This window comes from Streptomyces sp. NBC_00335 (assembly GCF_036127095.1).
Classification (GTDB): Bacteria; Actinomycetota; Actinomycetes; order Streptomycetales; family Streptomycetaceae; genus Streptomyces.
In genome coordinates this window covers 3,087,384-3,104,295 of record NZ_CP108006.1, presented here as the reverse complement: position 1 = coordinate 3,104,295, position 16,912 = coordinate 3,087,384, and the positions used below count along the sequence as shown (strand labels likewise).

The 16,912-nt window shown below is 69.7% G+C and carries 16 protein-coding genes; 8 read left to right on the top strand and 8 right to left on the bottom strand.

The features are described 5' to 3' along the window. Positions 1-189: 189 nt before the first annotated feature. A complete protein-coding gene (locus OHA37_RS13625; RefSeq protein WP_266905004.1) occupies positions 190-405 on the top strand; it encodes a DUF6243 family protein in 216 nt (71 codons plus the stop codon). A gap of 141 nt (positions 406-546) precedes the next feature. Next, positions 547-1,008, top strand: a complete 462-nt coding sequence (locus OHA37_RS13620; RefSeq protein WP_266905002.1) for a hypothetical protein — start codon at positions 547-549, stop codon at positions 1,006-1,008. 8 nt (positions 1,009-1,016) lie between these two features. Here the strand turns inward: OHA37_RS13620 and OHA37_RS13615 are convergent, their stop codons facing one another. The 3 genes from OHA37_RS13615 to OHA37_RS13605 all read right to left on the bottom strand — a co-directional run bounded on the left by OHA37_RS13615 (position 1,017) and on the right by OHA37_RS13605 (position 3,652). Next, on the bottom strand, positions 1,017-2,027 hold the full coding sequence (locus tag OHA37_RS13615) for an SGNH/GDSL hydrolase family protein (protein WP_266905000.1): 1,011 nt from the start codon (positions 2,025-2,027) through the stop codon (positions 1,017-1,019). 168 nt (positions 2,028-2,195) lie between these two features. Continuing rightward, the gene (locus OHA37_RS13610) at positions 2,196-2,936 is read right to left on the bottom strand and encodes a class I SAM-dependent methyltransferase (protein WP_266904998.1); all 741 of its coding nucleotides are present in this window, start codon (positions 2,934-2,936) and stop codon (positions 2,196-2,198) included. 131 nt (positions 2,937-3,067) lie between these two features. Continuing rightward, a complete protein-coding gene (locus OHA37_RS13605) occupies positions 3,068-3,652 on the bottom strand; it encodes a TetR/AcrR family transcriptional regulator (RefSeq protein ID WP_266904996.1) in 585 nt (194 codons plus the stop codon). Positions 3,653-3,776: 124 nt separating this feature from the next. Between OHA37_RS13605 and OHA37_RS13600 the strand changes: the two genes are divergently transcribed. Continuing rightward, the gene (locus OHA37_RS13600; protein ID WP_266904994.1) at positions 3,777-5,384 is read left to right on the top strand and encodes an MDR family MFS transporter; all 1,608 of its coding nucleotides are present in this window, start codon (positions 3,777-3,779) and stop codon (positions 5,382-5,384) included. 292 nt (positions 5,385-5,676) lie between these two features. On the opposite strand, the gene OHA37_RS13595 is transcribed toward OHA37_RS13600, so the two are convergent. After that, positions 5,677-6,870, bottom strand: coding sequence for a L,D-transpeptidase family protein (locus OHA37_RS13595; RefSeq protein WP_266904992.1), 1,194 nt, complete (start codon positions 6,868-6,870; stop codon positions 5,677-5,679). 238 nt (positions 6,871-7,108) lie between these two features. Between OHA37_RS13595 and OHA37_RS13590 the strand changes: the two genes are divergently transcribed. Together OHA37_RS13590 and OHA37_RS13585 are read left to right on the top strand one after the other, a co-directional pair. After that, a complete protein-coding gene (locus OHA37_RS13590; RefSeq protein WP_266904990.1) occupies positions 7,109-7,942 on the top strand; it encodes a polysaccharide deacetylase family protein in 834 nt (277 codons plus the stop codon). Positions 7,943-8,093: 151 nt separating this feature from the next. Further along, positions 8,094-8,723, top strand: coding sequence for a hypothetical protein (locus OHA37_RS13585; protein WP_266904989.1), 630 nt, complete (start codon positions 8,094-8,096; stop codon positions 8,721-8,723). A gap of 220 nt (positions 8,724-8,943) precedes the next feature. Here the strand turns inward: OHA37_RS13585 and OHA37_RS13580 are convergent, their stop codons facing one another. The 4 genes from OHA37_RS13580 to mgrA form a co-directional block, all read right to left on the bottom strand. After that, on the bottom strand, positions 8,944-10,257 hold the full coding sequence (locus OHA37_RS13580; RefSeq protein ID WP_266904987.1) for an extracellular solute-binding protein: 1,314 nt from the start codon (positions 10,255-10,257) through the stop codon (positions 8,944-8,946). Positions 10,258-10,568: 311 nt separating this feature from the next. Next, positions 10,569-11,186, bottom strand: a complete 618-nt coding sequence (locus OHA37_RS13575) for an SMI1/KNR4 family protein (protein ID WP_266904985.1) — start codon at positions 11,184-11,186, stop codon at positions 10,569-10,571. A 61-nt stretch (positions 11,187-11,247) separates the two neighbouring features. After that, on the bottom strand, positions 11,248-11,697 hold the full coding sequence (locus tag OHA37_RS13570; RefSeq protein ID WP_266904983.1) for a DUF192 domain-containing protein: 450 nt from the start codon (positions 11,695-11,697) through the stop codon (positions 11,248-11,250). Positions 11,698-12,024: 327 nt separating this feature from the next. Beyond that, the gene (mgrA, locus tag OHA37_RS13565; protein ID WP_266904981.1) at positions 12,025-13,062 is read right to left on the bottom strand and encodes an L-glyceraldehyde 3-phosphate reductase; all 1,038 of its coding nucleotides are present in this window, start codon (positions 13,060-13,062) and stop codon (positions 12,025-12,027) included. 140 nt (positions 13,063-13,202) lie between these two features. Between mgrA and OHA37_RS13560 the strand changes: the two genes are divergently transcribed. From OHA37_RS13560 to OHA37_RS13550, 3 genes are all read left to right on the top strand, one after another. Further along, complete coding sequence (locus tag OHA37_RS13560) at positions 13,203-13,976, top strand: isoprenyl transferase (protein ID WP_266904979.1); 774 nt, start codon at positions 13,203-13,205, stop codon at positions 13,974-13,976. 426 nt (positions 13,977-14,402) lie between these two features. Next, entirely contained in the window at positions 14,403-15,719 is a 1,317-nt protein-coding gene (locus OHA37_RS13555; RefSeq protein ID WP_266904977.1) for a PhoH family protein, read from the top strand. Between the two features lie 418 nt (positions 15,720-16,137). Continuing rightward, positions 16,138-16,854, top strand: a complete 717-nt coding sequence (locus OHA37_RS13550) for a transglycosylase SLT domain-containing protein (RefSeq protein WP_443046303.1) — start codon at positions 16,138-16,140, stop codon at positions 16,852-16,854. The last annotated feature ends 58 nt before the right edge of the window (positions 16,855-16,912 follow it).

Here is a 16,912-nt window from a genome sequence, read left to right as displayed (position 1 = left end):
GGGCCGCCCCGCAACGGTTGGTGTCAGGGGTCGACGGAAGCGGGTAACGTCTTTGTCATGTTCTTCCAGAGGCCGATTTACGAGTGAGCGCGTGATGGGCCCCGGCTGACGTCCTTCGACGACGACGCCGCCGACCGTTCCCCACCGACGCATCCGTAGATCACTCCGTACTCATCACCGGGAGAACCCGTGACCGTTAGCAAGAACATCAACAACCCCGTGGGCCAGGGCGGCGGCCAGCGCAAGCGGCAGTCCCGCGCCGAGCGGGCGAACAACGGCCCGCACCGCAACCTCGACCGCCAGGGCGCGGCCGACCAGAGGGCGGAGCTGCTGCGCAAGATGCGCGAGAAGGCGGCCGCGGCCGAGGGCGCCGACCAGGCGGACGAAGCCCCCGCGCAGAGCTGACGCACCACCGTCACGGGGCGACCCCGTACGAGGCAGGGTCCGGACCGCACCACGCGGCCGGGCCCTGCTGCCGTATGTCCACCCAGGGCCCCCGCCGCGGCCGGAGGGAACCGCTCCGGGGGCGGGGGCATCTGGTGGGGCATGGGTGTCTTGATCTTCGGACTGTTCTTCGTGGTCGGCTGGGCCATGGCCCTGGCCGGGCTCGGATACGCCGCCTCGGCGCTGTGGCGAAGCCGGGGCAAGCAGTGGGTACGGGGGGAGGGGCAGCCGTTCGTCCGGCTGCTGCTCCCGGCCCCCGCGTACCTCCGCTTCGACAGGACGCTCGCCGTGGCGGTCCTCCTGGCCGACCTGTGGCTGGTGTCGGCGGTCGTCGTGATCGGCACCGAAGGCATCTTCACCGAGGACTGGCTGGGGTACCCCGGCATGATGGATCCCGGCGGGCAGGACTACCAGGCAGGGGCAGTGGACCTGCTGCGCACGACGGCGCTGTGGAGCGCCTCCGCCGCGGTCCTCGGTCGCTGCTGGACCGTGGCGGCCGTCCAGCTGTCCGTCCTGCCGTTGTCGGCGCTCTGGATCGCCTCGTTCGACACCTACTACAACTGACCCGGACGTCAGCTTCTGGCGGCCCCCAGCGCTGTCAGGGCCTCGGTGACGCGGTCCGCCTGGTGGGTGGCGCCGCGGAGGTTCGGGTGGAGGACGGTGCAGGCCTCGCCCCGGGCCGGGATGGAGCGGCAGAGCTCGGAGGGCGGGTCGCTCTGCTCGCCCGGTCCGGTCAAGCTGTCCTTGATCCCGTACATCCAGCGCTGCTCGCCGCTCGCGCACACTCCGTGCCCGGTGCTGGAGGCGTACGTGTCCACATAGGCCGCGCCGCTCCGCCGGGCCTGCTCCCGCAGGAGGGTGTTGAGCCGGCGCTCCAGGCTGTCGAGCCAGGGCATATCGCCCTTGGCGACGGTTCCGAGCTGGTGCCAGGAACCCCAGCCGCAGCCCGCGGACCGGTCCACGACGGCCGGGTATCCGACGACCGCCACCCCGGCGCGCGGGGCGCGCGTGCGGATCTCCTTCAGCAGGGCCGCGAAATCGGCCTCCAGCGCCGTGAACCGGGCGTCGAGCCCCGCGGCGCCCCCGCCCCGCGCGTAGTGATCGGTGCACGGGGTGCCCGTACCGAAAGAGGCCAGGCCCCGCTTCACGCAGGTCTCGACGATCTCGGAGAAGCCCACGGAGTTGCCGCCGGCGCCGACCGTGACGAGATCGGCGGCTGCCGTGACGGCCCTGATCTGCGCCGGCTTTGCGGTCCATCCGCCCGGTGGGGGCACGGATGGTGGCCCCTTCAGCTCGGACTGCGGACCCAGCAGCCCCGCTCTGACCTCCGCGGCGGAACAGGTGACATCGGTGAGCTTCAACTTCAGCCGCCGCGCCGCCTGGTGCGGATAGTCCTGCTCGGAGCGGCCGCATCCGTCGGTGTTCCAGGGGCGCACGAAGGAGGCGGCGCTGTACGAGTCCCCGAGGGCGACGTAGGAGAGGGGCGTGGCGGCGGATGTCCGCGCCTGCGGGACGAGCGCGGTGGCGAAGACGGCCGCCGTGGCGGCGGTGGCGAGCGCGAGGGTGAGAGTGGGTCGTGTCATGGCGGTGCCCCCTGGGTCGGGCGCCGCGGCCATCCGCGGCGCACATTGCCCAAAGTAGCCGCTTCGACTACGGAGAGTAATCATCCGGGGCTTTGTTCGTTCGATCGAGTGAAGCCGGCGAATCGAGGGAATCGAGGGAATCGAGGGAATCGAGGGATCGAACGGAACTTACGGTTTGTGGGTTACCCAGAGCAGTTCCGCCGGCCAGCGGTGTCCCCAGTCGGGCGGATCGGTTTCGTTGTAGCCGTTCGGTGTTCCGGGGGCGGGCCGCGGCTCGGTGAGGTCGTCGATGACGAGACCCGCGCCGCGCAGGACCCTGACCCAGTCGCCGTAGGTGAGCTGATAGCTGACCGCGCCGTCTTCTTCCGCGATGGCGTTCAGCCCGAAGTAGTCCTTCTGCAGCGTCGTGGTCACGCGGCCGGCGGCTTCGTCGTAGCAGGCTTCGAACCACGGACTGGCGACGTTGAACACCAGGCGCCCACCGCGGCGCAGGACGCGTGCGGCCTGCGGGACGGCCAGGTGCGGGGGTGCCCAGCTGAGCCCGCCGAAGTCGCAGAACACCAGGTCGAAGCTGTCGGCGGCGAAGGGGAGCCGTTCGGCGGCGCCTTGCACCAGTGGGTAGCGGGCCGCTCCCATCGCACCGGCCGCTGCGGCGAGTTGGGCTTCGGACAGGTCGAGCCCGACGACGGTGGCGCCCTCGGCGGCGAGAGCCCTGGACCACTGGCCGGCGCCGCAGCCGAGTTCGAGGACGCGCTTGCCCGTGACGTCGCCCAGGGCGTGCAGGCGCGCGTCGGGGATCGAGTACATGCCCCACAGCCGGGGCGTGGCGCCGATTTGGGGGTCGTGCTCGTGCTGGTAGGCGCTGCTGATCCGGTTCCAGAGCCGCCGGTTGGCGGGGATGCTGTCCACGTGCCGACTCCAGCACCGTCTGCCGGTGGCGGTCAACATGATGAGGGCGCTGGCCGGCCCTCGCCCCGGTCCGGCCCGTGATCCGCCGGGCGAGCCCGCGGGGCTGACCGGCACGATCCGAAAGGGGCGGGCTAGGCCTGCTGGTGGGCCTGGGTGATCAGGTCCGTCGCGACCTCCAGGGCGGCCTGACGGGTCTCCTCGGGGTCCCCCTCCACGTGCTGGAGGAACATCATCCCCGCGTGCAGGGTGAACAGGGCGCTCACGCACCGCACTTGGTCGGTCAGCGGGGCGTCCTCCTGGCCGGTCCGGAGCAGGTCCACCAGGGCGAAGAGGCGCTTCTTCACCGTCTCGCCGATGCTCAGCTCCCGCAGCGAAGCCTGGTTCTCCTGCATGAAGCGGTACAGGGAGGCGCCGCCCGCCATCGCCTCGCTGTAGCGGCGCAGGACCTCCCGCTTCATCTCCAGCGTGCGCGGCTGCTCCTCCGCCCACTGGATCAGCTCGTCGATCGGCCGGGTCAGGTCTTCGAACAGGCTGATGATGATGTCTTCCTTGGTCTTGAAGTGGTAGTACAGCGCCGCCTTCGTGACCCCCAGCCGCTCCGCGATCTCGCGGAGCGAGGTCTTCTCGTACCCCTGCTCGGCGAAGAGTTCCAGTGCGATGTCCTGGATGCGCTGCCGCGTGTCGCCGCGGCGCTGCTGCGGACTGCTGCTGGACATGACTCTCCCCTGACTTACTTACTTGACGCCCGGCTAGTTACGGGTCTACCTTCCCCAGTGTAGTCAACTAGCCGGTCGGCAAGTAAGTCCCAGGGCCGGTTCGCATGCGCCAGGGGAGTGGATCATGGTGGAGATCAAGAAGAACGCGGACGCCTCGGAGGAGGTGAAGCCGCGCAGCGTGCGGGTCGTCCTGATGGCACTCATGATCGCGATGCTGCTGGCCATGCTCGACAACATGATCATCGGCACGGCCATGCCCACGATCGTCGGCGAGCTCGGCGGCCTGGAGCACCTCTCCTGGGTCGTCACCGCCTACACCCTGGCCACCGCCGCCTCCACTCCCATCTGGGGCAAGATCGGCGACATGTACGGGCGGAAGGGCTCCTTCCTCACCTCGATCGTCATCTTCCTGATCGGCTCCGCGCTCAGCGGCATGGCCCAGGACATGGGGCAGCTCATCGGCTTCCGCGCGATCCAGGGCCTCGGTGCCGGCGGTCTGATGGTCGGCGTCATGGCGATCATCGGCGACCTGATCCCGCCCCGCGAGCGCGGCAAGTACCAGGGCATGATGGCCGGCGTGATGGCCCTCGCCATGATCGGCGGACCGCTGGTCGGCGGCACCATCACGGACCACTGGGGCTGGCGCTGGTCCTTCTACATCAACCTTCCGCTCGGTGTCGTCGCCCTGGCCATGGTCACGGCGGTGCTGCACCTCCCGAAGAAGACGCACGGGGCGGAGCGCCCCAAGATCGACTACCTCGGCGCGGCCCTGCTGACCGTCGGCATCACCTCCACGGTCCTCGTCACCACCTGGGGCGGCACCGAGTACGCGTGGGGCTCCACCGAGATCATCGGCCTGATCGTCGTCGGTGTCCTGTCCATCGCCGGCTTCCTCTACGCCGAGACCAAGGCCGCCGACCCGGTCATGCCGCTGCACATCTTCCGCAGCCGCAACTTCACCCTGATGTCCGTGATCGGCTTCCTGGTCGGCTTCGCGATGTTCGGCGGCGTGCTGTACCTGCCGCTCTTCCAGCAGTCGGTCCAGGGCGCCTCGGCCACCAACTCCGGCCTGCTGCTCCTGCCGATGCTGCTCTCGATGATGGTCGTCTCGCTGATCGCGGGCCGGATCACCACCAACAGCGGCAAGTACAAGATCTTCCCGATCATCGGCGGCGGGCTCATGGTCGCCGGGCTCTTCCTGCTCGCCACCATGGACACCGGGACGAGCCGTCTGATGTCCGGCGTGTACATGGCCGTCCTCGGCGCCGGCCTCGGCTTCCTGATGCAGATCACGATGCTGGTCGCGCAGAACAGCGTCGACATGAAGGACATGGGCGTCGCGTCCTCCTCGGCGACCCTGTTCCGTACGCTCGGCGGCTCCTTCGGCGTGGCGCTGATGGGCTCCCTGTTCACCAGTCAGGTCACCAGCACGATGACCGACCGGCTCGGCCCCGAGGCCGCGACCGCGGCGGGCTCCGCGCAGCTGGACGCGGCGAGTCTGGCGAAGCTGCCGGATGTCGTGCGGGAGGCCTATCAGCACGCGGTGGCTGCCGGTACGCACTCGGCGTTCCTGCTGGGGGCCGGGATTGCGGTACTGGGCTTCGCCGCTGCGTGGTTCGTCAAGGAGGTGCCGCTGCGGGGCGCGGGGCCGGCGGGGCCGGCTGGGCCGGCGGGGCCGGCTGGTGGCTCGGCCAAGGGTGAGGTCGCGCCGGAGGCGGCTGTCGTGCACTGAGTTGCTCTCGCGTGGGTTGGTGGGTGGGCCCGGCGCGGTGGATCTACGGATCCTCCGGGCCGGGCCCATCGGCGTACCCCGGGTGGGGTGGGGCGTCGGCTGTCGGCCCTGGGTGGGTGGGCCGCTGCGCGGGGCCTTCCCCCACCCCGCCCCTTCCCGAAACCGGGCTCCGCCCGGACCCGCGCCTCAAACGCCGGCGGGGCTGGAGGACGCGGGGCTCCGCCCCGGACCCCGCGCCTCAAACGCCGGCGGGGCTGGAGAGGGCCGGCGGGGCTGGAGGGAGATCGGTGGGCTACTTCAGGGCCGAGTGCTTTTGCCATTGTTCCCAGGAGAGGTTCCACTCGCCGAAGCCGTTGGCGGCGGAGACCGTTTCCTTGCCGCCCGTTACGTCGAAGACGTCGCCGATCTGGGCTTGGGCGTAGAACCACGTGGCGTCCGCGGTTTTCATGCCGATGCAGCCGTGGCTCCTGTTCGCCGAGCCGATGTAGCTCTCCGCCCATTCCGCCTGGTGCGCGAACGTGCCCGAGACCGTCATGCGCATCGATTTGTCGACCCACTGGTCGTAGCCGGTCAGGCCGACCGAGCCGGCCGTCATCTTGATCCTTCCCTCCTTGGCCATGAGGAGCATCTTTCCGCTCCACGTCGGGGTCTTCGCCGGGTCGCCCGCCGTGATCGGGAGGGACTTCACCACCCGGCCGTCGCGCTCCAGGGTCAGTTCGTGGGCGGTGATGTCCACCTTGGCGATCTGGCTCCTGCCGATGGTGGCGGAGGTCGAGTACGACCTCGTCAGGTAGCGGCCGGACCCCGTGTCCACCCCCGACAGGGGGGCTTCCAGGGTCACCTGGGTGCCCGGCTTCCAGTACTCCTTCGGGCGCCAGTCCACGCGGTCCTTGCCGGTGAGGGTCTCCGTCAGCCAGCCCCACGAGCCCTCGGTGCCGTTGTTCGTGGTCACCTTCAGCCGCCGCTCGATTCCGGCCTTGTTCTTTATCTTGTGGTCGAAGGTGAGGGAGAGCGGCTGGCCCACGCCCACCGTCGTCTTGGCCGAGGGGAGTACGGTCACCGTTTCCGTCTGGCCCTCGGAGGGAGCGAGGGTGCGGAAGGAGGATGCGGACGTGGTCTCCTTGCCGTCCGGTGAGGCGGTCGTCGCGCTCACCTTGTACTCGGTGTCCACCGCCAGGCCGTCCTTCGGCGTGAACGCCCCGTCAGCTCCGTCGGCTCCGCCGGCTCCGTCCTCGAACGTGCCCTCCACCGGCTTCCCGTCGGGTCCGGTCACGGTCAGCGCCTTCAGCGCGCCGTTGTTCACGCGCGCCGTCAGCGGCTGGTCCGGCTTGACGTCCTTCGCCCCGTCAGCCGGTACGAGGCTCAGCTCGGCCGGCGGCCGCGAGGCCTGCTCCGAGTCCCCGCCCCCGCCGCCCCCGCACGCCGTCACGGACAGGGCGAGCAGCGTGAGCAGAGTGAAGACGGGAGTGATTGCTGCCTTGCGCATGGGTAGGGGAACCTCCGGCTAGAGCCCGGGCATTGGGGCCGGGATGTCCGGTATGAGGCGGTCCGATCGTCCTCGGTTTCAGTCGGGACGGAATTCGGGACGATCAAGGACCAAAGTCATGCAACCCGGAATTTATGGGTCATTCGACTGGAACCCCGCATCCACGACCGACGTCCTGACCAGTGCGAGCTCACACGGTGGACGTCGATATGGGGAGTTGAGACAGCACATGGGGTTCATGACGCACACGCGGATGCGGAGCACGAAGGCACGGATCGCCGTCGCCGGAGCGGTGGCGGCGGTGGCCGCGACCGCGTGGGGGGTGACGGCGCTCGTCGACCCGGGCCACGACACCAACCACCAGAACGTCTCCCGGCAGAGGCAGGCCGACGACCCCGCGAAGGGCGGCGGCGACGCCGAGCCGCAGGCGCCCGGGAAGCCGGGCGGGCAGGTTCCGGAGGGCATAGCCCACGCGTCGGAGAGCGGCGGCGACGCGGTCAACATCACCATCGACGACGGGCCCGACCCCAAGTGGACCCCGAAGGTGCTGGACGTACTGAAGAAGTACGACGTGAAGGCGGTCTTCTGCATGATCGGACCGCAGGCCAAGGAGCACCCCGACCTGGTCAAGAAGGTCGTCGCGGGCGGCCACCGGCTCTGCGACCACACCATGGACCACAACACCGGGATGGACAAGAAGCCCCTCGCCTACCAGCAGCAGCAGATCCTCGACGCGAAGAAGCAGATCGAGGACGCCGCGGGCGGCGGGGCCAAGGTGGAGTACTACCGGGCCCCCGGCGGCGCGTTCACCCCCGAGAGCCGGGCCCTGGCAGCGGCCAACGGCATGCGCCCGCTCGGCTGGAACGTCGACACCAAGGACTTCAGCAAGCCGGGCGTGGCCGCGATCGTCGGCACCGTCAAGGCCGAGATCGGCAACGGCCCGACCGTCCTCTTCCACGACGGCGGCGGCGACCGCACCCAGAGCGTCGAGGCCCTCGACCAGGTCCTGGCCTGGCTGAAGGAGCAGGGCCGCCCCACCGGCTTCCCCGTGGTCACCGGCCCCAGCGCCTGACCCGGAGCCGGCGCCTGACGCGCCGTCCGGATCAGCCGCTTCGAGACCGCCCGGGCGTAGCGCGCGTCCACCCCCGCCCGGCCGGATCCCGTACGGGTGAAAGGGCGCCCGGCGTCGTTCCGGCCCGCCGGAGGGGCCCGTTGGTCCGGGCATGAACCGCACCCGCACCGCCGCCCTCGTCCTCGCCGCCGCCGCGGCGGCCCTCGCCCCGGCCCTTTCGGGCGGCGCGGCCACCGCCGCGGGCGGCGCGTCCTACCTCCAGGACCCGAGCGGAGGGGAGGGGAAGATGAAGTCGATGTGGACCAAGGACGACATGCACAAGGTCGAGGCGCAGTTCCGCTTCCACCCCGGCATCCAGTACAAGACCGTCACCCGCCCCGGCCCCAAGGGCGCCGAGGAGTACGAGCGCAAGGTCGGCGACCCGAGCACCCTGGCCTGGGAGCCCGGGTACGAGTTCGCGTGGTCGGTGTCGGATTCGCAGGGGGTCAAGAAGCTGCTGACGACGAAGGACGGCAAGCAGGTGTTCGTCCTGCACGCCGTCCTGCGCAACGCCCGGAGCGCGGAGGTGGCGCGGGTGCACCAGGAGCTCAAGGACCGGCCCGCGACGGGCCGTACGAAGATCGCGGGCGGCAAGCGCATCACGTGTGACACCGGGAAGTACACGGTGGAATGGTCGGTGACCCGCACCGGCTACGGCACCCTCACCGGGTCCCTGCCGTGGGACTCCAGCTGCGAGCAGTACCGCACGGCCTTCACCCCGAAGAACCAGGGCGCGAGCTAGGCGATCCAGCCGAGCCGCACGGTCGGAGGGGCGGGTGCAGGAGGTGGGCCGGCCGCCCCGCGCGCCTTGTGGGCGCTCGCGGGCGACTGGGCCTGGGCCTTGGATCAAGGCCGTACCAGCCATGATGCCGCGCGGGGTGGGGCGCGGCAGGGGGCGAAGGTCCCTTTCGGCAGGGGCGTTCGGGGGTATTTCCACGTCGGCGCGGCCGCGCGTCGGCGCGTCAGCGGGCCTTCTCGACCTCGTTCGCCTTGGAGGCGATCTCCTCCAGGACGGTCTTCGGGTCGCCGCCGGGGTCCACGGCGCGGCCGATGTTGCGCTTGATGGTGTCACTGATGACCACCCAGGACGGGTTGTTGACCGGGTAGAGCTGCGCACCGCGCAGGGCGTTCAGGAACTGCTGGTCGTTCTTGTCCATGCCCGAGCTCCCGGCCATCGTGCGGGAAGCCGAGACCGTGGACGGCAGCAGGTGGTAGCGGCCGGCGAAGTCCGACAGGTTCTTGTCCCGGTAGACGAACTCCAGGAACTTGCCGATCTCCTCGCGGTGGCCGTTCTGCTTGAAGGCCATCATCCAGTCGGCCACGCCCACGTTCGGCGGGACCTCCCCGGTGTTCAGCATGTCCGAGGCGGGCATCGCGACGGCGCCGACGGTGATCCCCTTGGCGCGCGCCTCGTGGGCGAGCTGGGGGTAGCCGTTCAGCATGCCGACCTCGCCGCGCGTGAAGGCGGCGAAGGCGTCGGCCCGGTTGAGCTTGGACGGCGGAACGGGACCGAGCAGCCCGGGGGTGACCAGGTTCTCCTTGATCCACTTGAAGGTCAGGATGTTCTGCTCGGAGGCCAGGCTGTAGTTGCCGCTGCTGTCGGCGTAGCCGCCGCCGTTGGTGAGCTCCCAGATCATCGCCTCGGCGTGGGCCTCCTCCGGGCCCAGGGGCATGGCGAACGGGGTCTTGACGCCCTCGGCCTTGAGCGCCGTGGCGGCGGCCTTCAGGTCCAGCCAGGTCTTGGGCTGCCAGCCGTTCTTGGAGTCCTTCGGGATGACCCCGGCGTCGGTGAGCAGCTTCTCGTTGTAGAAGAGGAGACGGCTGCTCGCCACGAAGGGCAGGCCGTAGAGGGTGTTGCGGACGGAGCCGGCGTCGGAGAGGGGCTGCAGGAAGTTCGCCTCGGCGGAAACCGAGAGGAGTTCGGGCGCGGAATAGAGCTTGCCCTGCGCCGCGAAGTCCGAGTAGCCGCCCATGAGGGCCATGTCCGGGGCGTTGCCGGCCTTGACCATGCGGGAGACTTCCCGGTCGATGTCGGCCCATGGCAGGAGCTCCACCTGGACCTTGATGCCGGGGTTCGAGGCGGTGAAATCAGCCGTCACCTTGTCCCAGAAAGCCTTGGAACTGCTGTTGGCCGAGGCGTCGCCGTATTCGGCGGCGACGAGGCGGAGCGTACCGCTGTCATCAGCGCTTCCGCCGGAGCTGCCGCAGCCGGCCAGCGGTATCAGCAGACCGAGCACGACCGTGGTGGCGGCCGCGCCGAAGATTCTTCGTCGCACGGGTGGGTTCCCCTGGTTTTCTTTTGAGTCGCGTTATTACTTATGAGTTACTCCGGGCTGTGCTGTCCCTCAGTGGCCCGTTGGCCGGAATTCTCTCCTGAGGGAGGGTGGTTGGTTCCATTGGGTCGGTACTTGTGTTCAATGCTCCAAGTGTGGCAATTCCGAATGGTGTTTTCCGATATGTGATCAACAATCCGGACGCGCGTAGACATGCCAAAAAGCCCGTTTCCGGCCACGGGGCGCGACGAAACGGGCGGGAGTGGCGGGAAACGGGCGGGAGGGAACGGTGGGGAGGGGGAGCGGGCGGTGTCTCAGTCCGCGAAGTCGCCCGCGTACGGATCGGGCTCGCCCGTTTCGGGGTTGCGCCCCTCCTGCCAGCGGCGCTGGGCCTTGCGCCAGTGCACGAAGCTGAGGTGGCCGCCGTCCCAGAAGGTGATGCTGACCGGGCTCACGTCGAACTCGTCGGAGCACAGCAGGTAGAGGAACTCGGCCATGCCGTACGGGTACACCGCGAAGGAGTCGGCGGTGTGCCGGCCGACCACCAGGACGGGCCAGCGGTCCGGGTCGGGGTCGGTCGTCAGCCAGCACAGGATGTCGGAGCCGCCGGTGACGCCCCAGGCGAGGATCGACTCCGGGTCCACGTCGAAGGCGGCCCGGCCGCCCTCCGCCTCCCAGACCTGGCGGGCGTTGGCCGTCTCCTCCGCCATCTGCGCCGGGTCCCACTGGAGTCCGGGCTTGGGCAGCGGAAGCAGCACGCTCGCCTCGCCGTTGATCGAGCCCGCGCCGAAGCGGCCCATGAAGGCGATGAAATCGGCGGGGAACCGGCTGCCCCAGGTGGCCTCGGCCGCCTGCCAGTCGATGTCCTCGTCGGCTCCGTGGGTCGCCGGCATGATCTGCTCCAGCGCTTTGACGCGCGCGTTCTCGGTCATGCCGCTCCCCTGCCACACCCCAGCTCAACCGCCCCAACCTACCGCCGGTGTGGGTGCGCGCCTAGCGCGTGGTGAGACGGACCCGGAGCGGGGAGCCGACGCGCAGGCCCCAGGCGGCCATGGCGCCGGCCTCGGCCTCCAGGACGTGACGGGCGCGCAGCCGGGGGAGGCCGAGCCGGCCGGGGGCCATGGTGGTCAGCGCGATGACCGTGAGCCTGCGGTCGAGGTGGGCCACGTCGATGGGGAAGCGCATCCGGAAGGTGTGCACGCTCGACGCGGGGGTCAGGAGCATCGCGCCCTCGATGCCGTCCCGCCCGAGCAGGCCGCGCGTGCGGGCCCGGTAGGAGGCGGCCACCTCCACGGGCACCTCCACGGGCACCCCCAGGAGCCCCTCCAGGGGCTCCGGTGGCCCCTCCGGCGGCTCCGCGTGCCCCGCGGGCATTCCCGGCGCCGCCCCCCGGTCGACGTAGAGCGTGCCCCCGCCGTCACGCCACCGCTCCCTCTTCCCCATGGGGGCCACCCTAGGGCCGGATCCGCTTCCCGACCCGGGCTTCGGCGTCAAGGCGGCGCACCCGACGGGGTCCCCCTGGGGAGGGAAGCCCGCGGGTTGGTCCGTACGGGCTCAGGCCGGGCGCCGCAAGGGTTGTGGGGGTGTTCCGGCTCTGCGGAGTGCTCCCGGACGGCTCCGGAGCGTAATCGTGTCGCGGTGATGCACGCAGCAGGCTTTACGAAGGGTTATGGTGGAACCCCCCCTCGGGCCGGTCCGTATCCCCCCCCACGGACCGGCCCGTTTTTTGTCTCCGTGCACTGCCGGAGCAGCGCCGGGCAAAGGCGCAGGTCAGCCCCGCTGGGCCCAAATGTTGGCGCCGGGGGTGGAGACCGCGAAGGAATCGATCTCCTTCAACTCCTGCTCCGAGAGCGGTGCGCCGGACAGGGAAGCCACGTTTTCTTCGAGCTGCTTGACGCTCGACGCGCCGATCAGCGCCGAGGTCATCCGCTCGTCCCGCAGCACCCAGTTCAGCGCGAGCTGAGCCAGCGTCTGCCCGCGCCGCGCCGCGATCTCGTTCAGCCCGTTCAGCCGGCGCACGACCTCGTCCGACAGCAGGTCCGGGTTGAGGGACTTGCCCTGGGTGGCCCGCGAGCCCTCAGGAATGCCCTTGAGGTACTTGCCCGTAAGCAGCCCCTGCGCGAGCGGCACGAAGGAGATGCAGCCCATGCCGGCCTCCTCCAGGGTGTCCAGCAGGCCGTCGTCCTCCGTCCAGCGGTTGATCATGGAGTACGAGGGCTGGTGGATGAGGGGACGGATCCCCATCTCCTTCAGCAGCCGCGCCGCCTCCGCCGTCTGCTCCGCGGTGTACGAGGACACGCCCACGTAGAGCGCCTTGCCCTGCTGGACCGCGGACGCCAGTGCGCCCATGGTCTCCTCCAGCGGGGTCTCCGGGTCGAAGCGGTGCGAGTAGAAGATGTCGACGTAGTCGACGCCCATCCGCTTCAGCGAGGCGTCCAGCGAGCCGAGCAGGTACTTGCGGCTGCCCCATTCGCCGTACGGGCCCTCGTGCATGAGGTAGCCGGCCTTGGTGGAGAGGACCAGCTCCTCGCGGTGGGACGCGAAGTCCTGCGCGAAGATCTTGCCGAAGTTGAGCTCGGCCGAGCCGGGGGGCGGGCCGTAGTTGTTCGCCAGGTCGAAGTGGGTGACGCCGAGGTCGAAGGCCCGGCGCAGGATCGCCCGCTGGGACACCAGGGACGCGTCGTCGCCGAAGTTGTGCCAGAGGCCGAGGGAGATCGCGGGGAGCTTGAGGCCGCTGCGGCCGGTGCGCCGGTACTCCATGGAGTCGTAGCGCGAGGGCTCTGCCCGATAGGGATTGTTTTCAGTCACGTTGTCCTCCCTATCACGGACTTGTGACAGGACCGAGTTGGGTGCCGGATCCCTCTCCGCAGTAATGTGGCGGTCTGTGGCGGACTTGGGGGGACCATCGCATTCCGCACGGGGGTATCGCTCGGAGGGGCTGGAAGATCGTGAAGCTGCGCGACCTGGTACGCCGTCCTGTGTACAGGCTCTACGCACGCCGGGTGGAAGGCCGCATCGACCATGACGAGACGCCCAAGCACATCGGCGTGATCCTGGACGGGAACCGGCGCTGGGCGAAGGCGTCCGGAGGCACGACGGTGCAGGGCCACCAGGCCGGCGCCGACAAGATCTCCGAGATGCTGGGCTGGTGCACCGAGACGGACGTCGAGGTCGTCACCCTGTGGATGCTCTCCACGGACAACCTGGACCGGCCCGAGGTCGAGCTCCGCCCGCTGCTCAACATCATCGAGAACACCGTCCGGGGCCTCGCCGCCGACGGCCGCTGGCGCGTCCACCACGTCGGCAACCTCGACATCCTGCCCGCCGGGACCCAGAGCGTCCTGAAGGAGGCCATGGAGGCCACCCGCAACGTCGACGGGATACTCGTCAACGTCGCGGTCGGCTACGGCGGCCGCCAGGAGATCGCCGACGCGGTCCGCTCGCTCCTGCTGGAGCACGCCTCGAAGGGCACCTCCTTCGAGGAGCTCGCCGAGATCCTCGACATCGAGCACATCGCGGAGCACCTCTACACGCGCGGCCAGCCCGACCCGGACCTGGTGATCCGCACCAGCGGAGAGCAGCGGCTGTCCGGATTCATGCTGTGGCAGAGCGCGCACTCCGAGTACTACTTCTGCGAAGTCTTCTGGCCGGCTTTCCGCAAGGTCGACTTCCTGCGCGCCCTGCGCGACTACGCCGCCCGCCACCGGCGCTACGGCACCTGATCCGCCCGGCAGGGTGTCCGTACGGCACCTGACCTGCGGGTCTCTAATGTGCCCCCGGCATCTCACAGCCACCTCACGGCGCGCCCGGACTCCTCCGTGGCGCGCCGTACCCGTGTTCCCGTACGCCCTTCCCGCCCCCGGGAACCCTCCGCGCGAGGCCTTCACCAGGGATTCACCGAGCGTCCGTCATATGCCATGGCATGGCTGGACCCATTCGGGGAATATCCCTTGCAGGTCGACGCCCGATCCACGGGTGTCGAGTCTCAGCGGACGGCATGGGGTCGTCCGCCCGGGAGGCCCTTTGCACCAGGACGCACGTGCGGTTCGCACGGACGGAGTGGAGGGCCGGAAGTCGGCCCGCGCAGGGGTGCCGATGACCGGTCCGGTCTTCATGGCCCGACCTCTTCCGAGGGGGTACGTCCTTCCGTGGTGACCAGCACAAAGAGCCGCCTGCCCGACAGGCGGACCTACGTCCTCGACACCAGCGTCCTGCTGGCAGACCCCAACGCGATCTCCCGGTTCGACGAGCACGAGGTAGTGCTCCCGATCGTGGTGATCACCGAGCTGGAGGCAAAGAGGCACCATCCCGAACTCGGCTACTTCGCCCGCCAGGCCCTGCGCCTGCTCGACGACTTCCGGGTTCGCTACGGACGCCTCGACGCACCCATCCCGCTGGGCGATCTGGGCGGCACCCTGCGCGTCGAGCTCAACCACTCCGATCAGAGCGTCCTGCCCGCCGGTTTCAGGCTGGGGGACAACGATTCGCGGATCCTCGCGGTCGCACGCAACCTCCAGGCCGAGGGCTACGACGTCACGGTCGTCTCGAAGGATCTCCCCCTGCGCATCAAGGCCTCCTCCGTGGGGCTGATCGCCGAGGAGTACCGCGCGGAGCTCGCGATCACCGATGCCGGCTGGACCGGCATGAGCGAGCTGGCACTCTCCGGGGAGCAGGTGGACCTCCTCTTCTCCGAGGAGCGGCTCTACGTACCGGAGGCCGCGGAACTTCCCGTGCACACCGGGCTGGTCCTCCAGTCCGAGCGCGGCAAGGCCCTCGGCCGGGTCACGGCCGACGGCAACGTGAAGCTCGTGCGGGGCGACCGCGAGGCCTTCGGGCTGCACGGCCGCAGCGCCGAGCAGCGGATCGCGCTCGACCTCCTGCTCGACCCCGAGATCGGGATCATCTCGATGGGCGGCCGGGCCGGCACCGGAAAGTCGGCCCTGGCGCTGTGCGCGGGGCTGGAGGCCGTACTGGAGCGCAGGCAGCACCAGAAGGTGATGGTCTTCCGGCCGCTGTACGCGGTCGGCGGCCAGGACCTCGGCTACCTCCCCGGCGACGCCAACGAGAAGATGAGCCCGTGGGCCCAGGCGGTGTTCGACACCCTCTCGGCGGTCGCCGGGCGCGCGGTCATCGAGGAGGTGCTCAACCGCGGGATGCTGGAGGTCCTGCCGCTCACGCACATCCGCGGCCGCTCGCTGCACGACGCGTTCGTGATCGTGGACGAGGCGCAGTCGCTGGAGCGCAATGTCCTGCTGACCGTTCTGTCCCGTATCGGGGCCAATTCGCGGGTGGTCCTCACCCATGACGTGGCCCAGCGGGACAACCTGAGGGTCGGCCGGTACGACGGAGTCGTCGCCGTGGTCGAGAAACTGAAGGGGCATCCGCTCTTCGCGCACGTCACGCTGACCCGTTCGGAGCGTTCCCCGATCGCCGCGCTGGTCACCGAAATGCTGGAGAACCTGTAGGGCCCCCGGCCGGCCCGCACGGGCCGCAAAGCAGGTAAAACGCCCATAGCGGGAAGGTGAGTTGGCGCCGCCCGGCAAAGGCCAGAGAGCCTAGCCGGGCGGCGCCTTCACGCACAGGGGTTTGTCGAAACCAGGGGCGACATGCCAGGTGTGACCTTTCCCACGCAACGGAGAATTGCCCTGTGGCGTCGAGGTCCGGCAGAGTCTGTTTTCCGTCAGGCCCCGCATACGGCACACCTGTATCTCCCGTGAGATGCGCGCAGTACCGCTAACTCCACAATCGATCGCCGTATGCCGCCCGGAGCATCACGCGGCACTCCCGCAAGGGAGTTGCCCACGGGCCCGCGCCTCCAGTGACCGAACCACCACGGAGGCCAGTGTCGAGGGCACTATTGCGCCCGCTCGGTCACTGCGGACGCTGCTGGAAGGAAACCGTGTGAGCCGGATCTCGGTTCGGGGATTCGCCGTGGCTTCGGCCACCGCCGTCACCACCGTCGGCGCAGTCGTGGGTGTTGCCACCGGCGACCCCGTCGCGAACGATCTCGAGACGACCGCGTCCGGGGTGACCCTCCTCACGGACATCCCGCTCGGCGAGCAGGCACAGGTCCAGAACGCGTCCCTGACGCAGCAGGCCGACTCCATCGCCCACGCCGCCGACTCCGACGCCAAGCGCTCGGTGGAGGAAGCGGCCCGCATCCAGGCCGCCCAGGACGCCAAGGCGAAGAAGGCCGAGGCGCAGAAGGCCGCGGACGCCAAGGCGAAGAAGGAGCGTGAGGAGAAGGAGCAGGCTGCCAGCCGTTCCGCCTCCCGCGACGGATCCTCGTTCGCACCCCAGGCCTCGTACACGGTCGCCCAGGTCAAGGCGATCGCCCAGCAGATGGTCCCGGCGGGGCAGTTCCAGTGCTTCTCCAACATCATCAACCGGGAATCCACCTGGAACTACCTGGCCGTGAACAAGTCCTCGGGCGCCTACGGCCTCGTCCAGGCCCTGCCCGGCTCGAAGATGGCCTCGGCGGGCGCCGACTGGCGCACCAACCCCGCCACGCAGATCGAGTGGGGTCTGAACTACATGAACTCCCGCTACGGCAGCCCGTGCGGAGCCTGGAGCTTCCACCAGGCCAACCACTGGTACTAGTCACACCGGCAGACCCCGGGACGAGAGCGCGCCCGCGCGCCTCAACCCCGAAGAGCCC

Coding starts and splice junctions, on each gene's coding strand:
- OHA37_RS13620 (WP_266905002.1), top strand. CDS start 547: ATGGGTGTCTTGATCTTCGGACTGTTCTTCGTGGTCGGCTGGGCCATG.
- OHA37_RS13615 (WP_266905000.1), bottom strand. CDS start 2,027: ATGACACGACCCACTCTCACCCTCGCGCTCGCCACCGCCGCCACGGCG.
- OHA37_RS13605 (WP_266904996.1), bottom strand. CDS start 3,652: ATGTCCAGCAGCAGTCCGCAGCAGCGCCGCGGCGACACGCGGCAGCGC.
- OHA37_RS13600 (WP_266904994.1), top strand. CDS start 3,777: ATGGTGGAGATCAAGAAGAACGCGGACGCCTCGGAGGAGGTGAAGCCG.
- OHA37_RS13595 (WP_266904992.1), bottom strand. CDS start 6,870: ATGCGCAAGGCAGCAATCACTCCCGTCTTCACTCTGCTCACGCTGCTC.
- OHA37_RS13590 (WP_266904990.1), top strand. CDS start 7,109: ATGACGCACACGCGGATGCGGAGCACGAAGGCACGGATCGCCGTCGCC.
- OHA37_RS13585 (WP_266904989.1), top strand. CDS start 8,094: ATGAACCGCACCCGCACCGCCGCCCTCGTCCTCGCCGCCGCCGCGGCG.
- OHA37_RS13575 (WP_266904985.1), bottom strand. CDS start 11,186: ATGACCGAGAACGCGCGCGTCAAAGCGCTGGAGCAGATCATGCCGGCG.
- OHA37_RS13570 (WP_266904983.1), bottom strand. CDS start 11,697: ATGGGGAAGAGGGAGCGGTGGCGTGACGGCGGGGGCACGCTCTACGTC.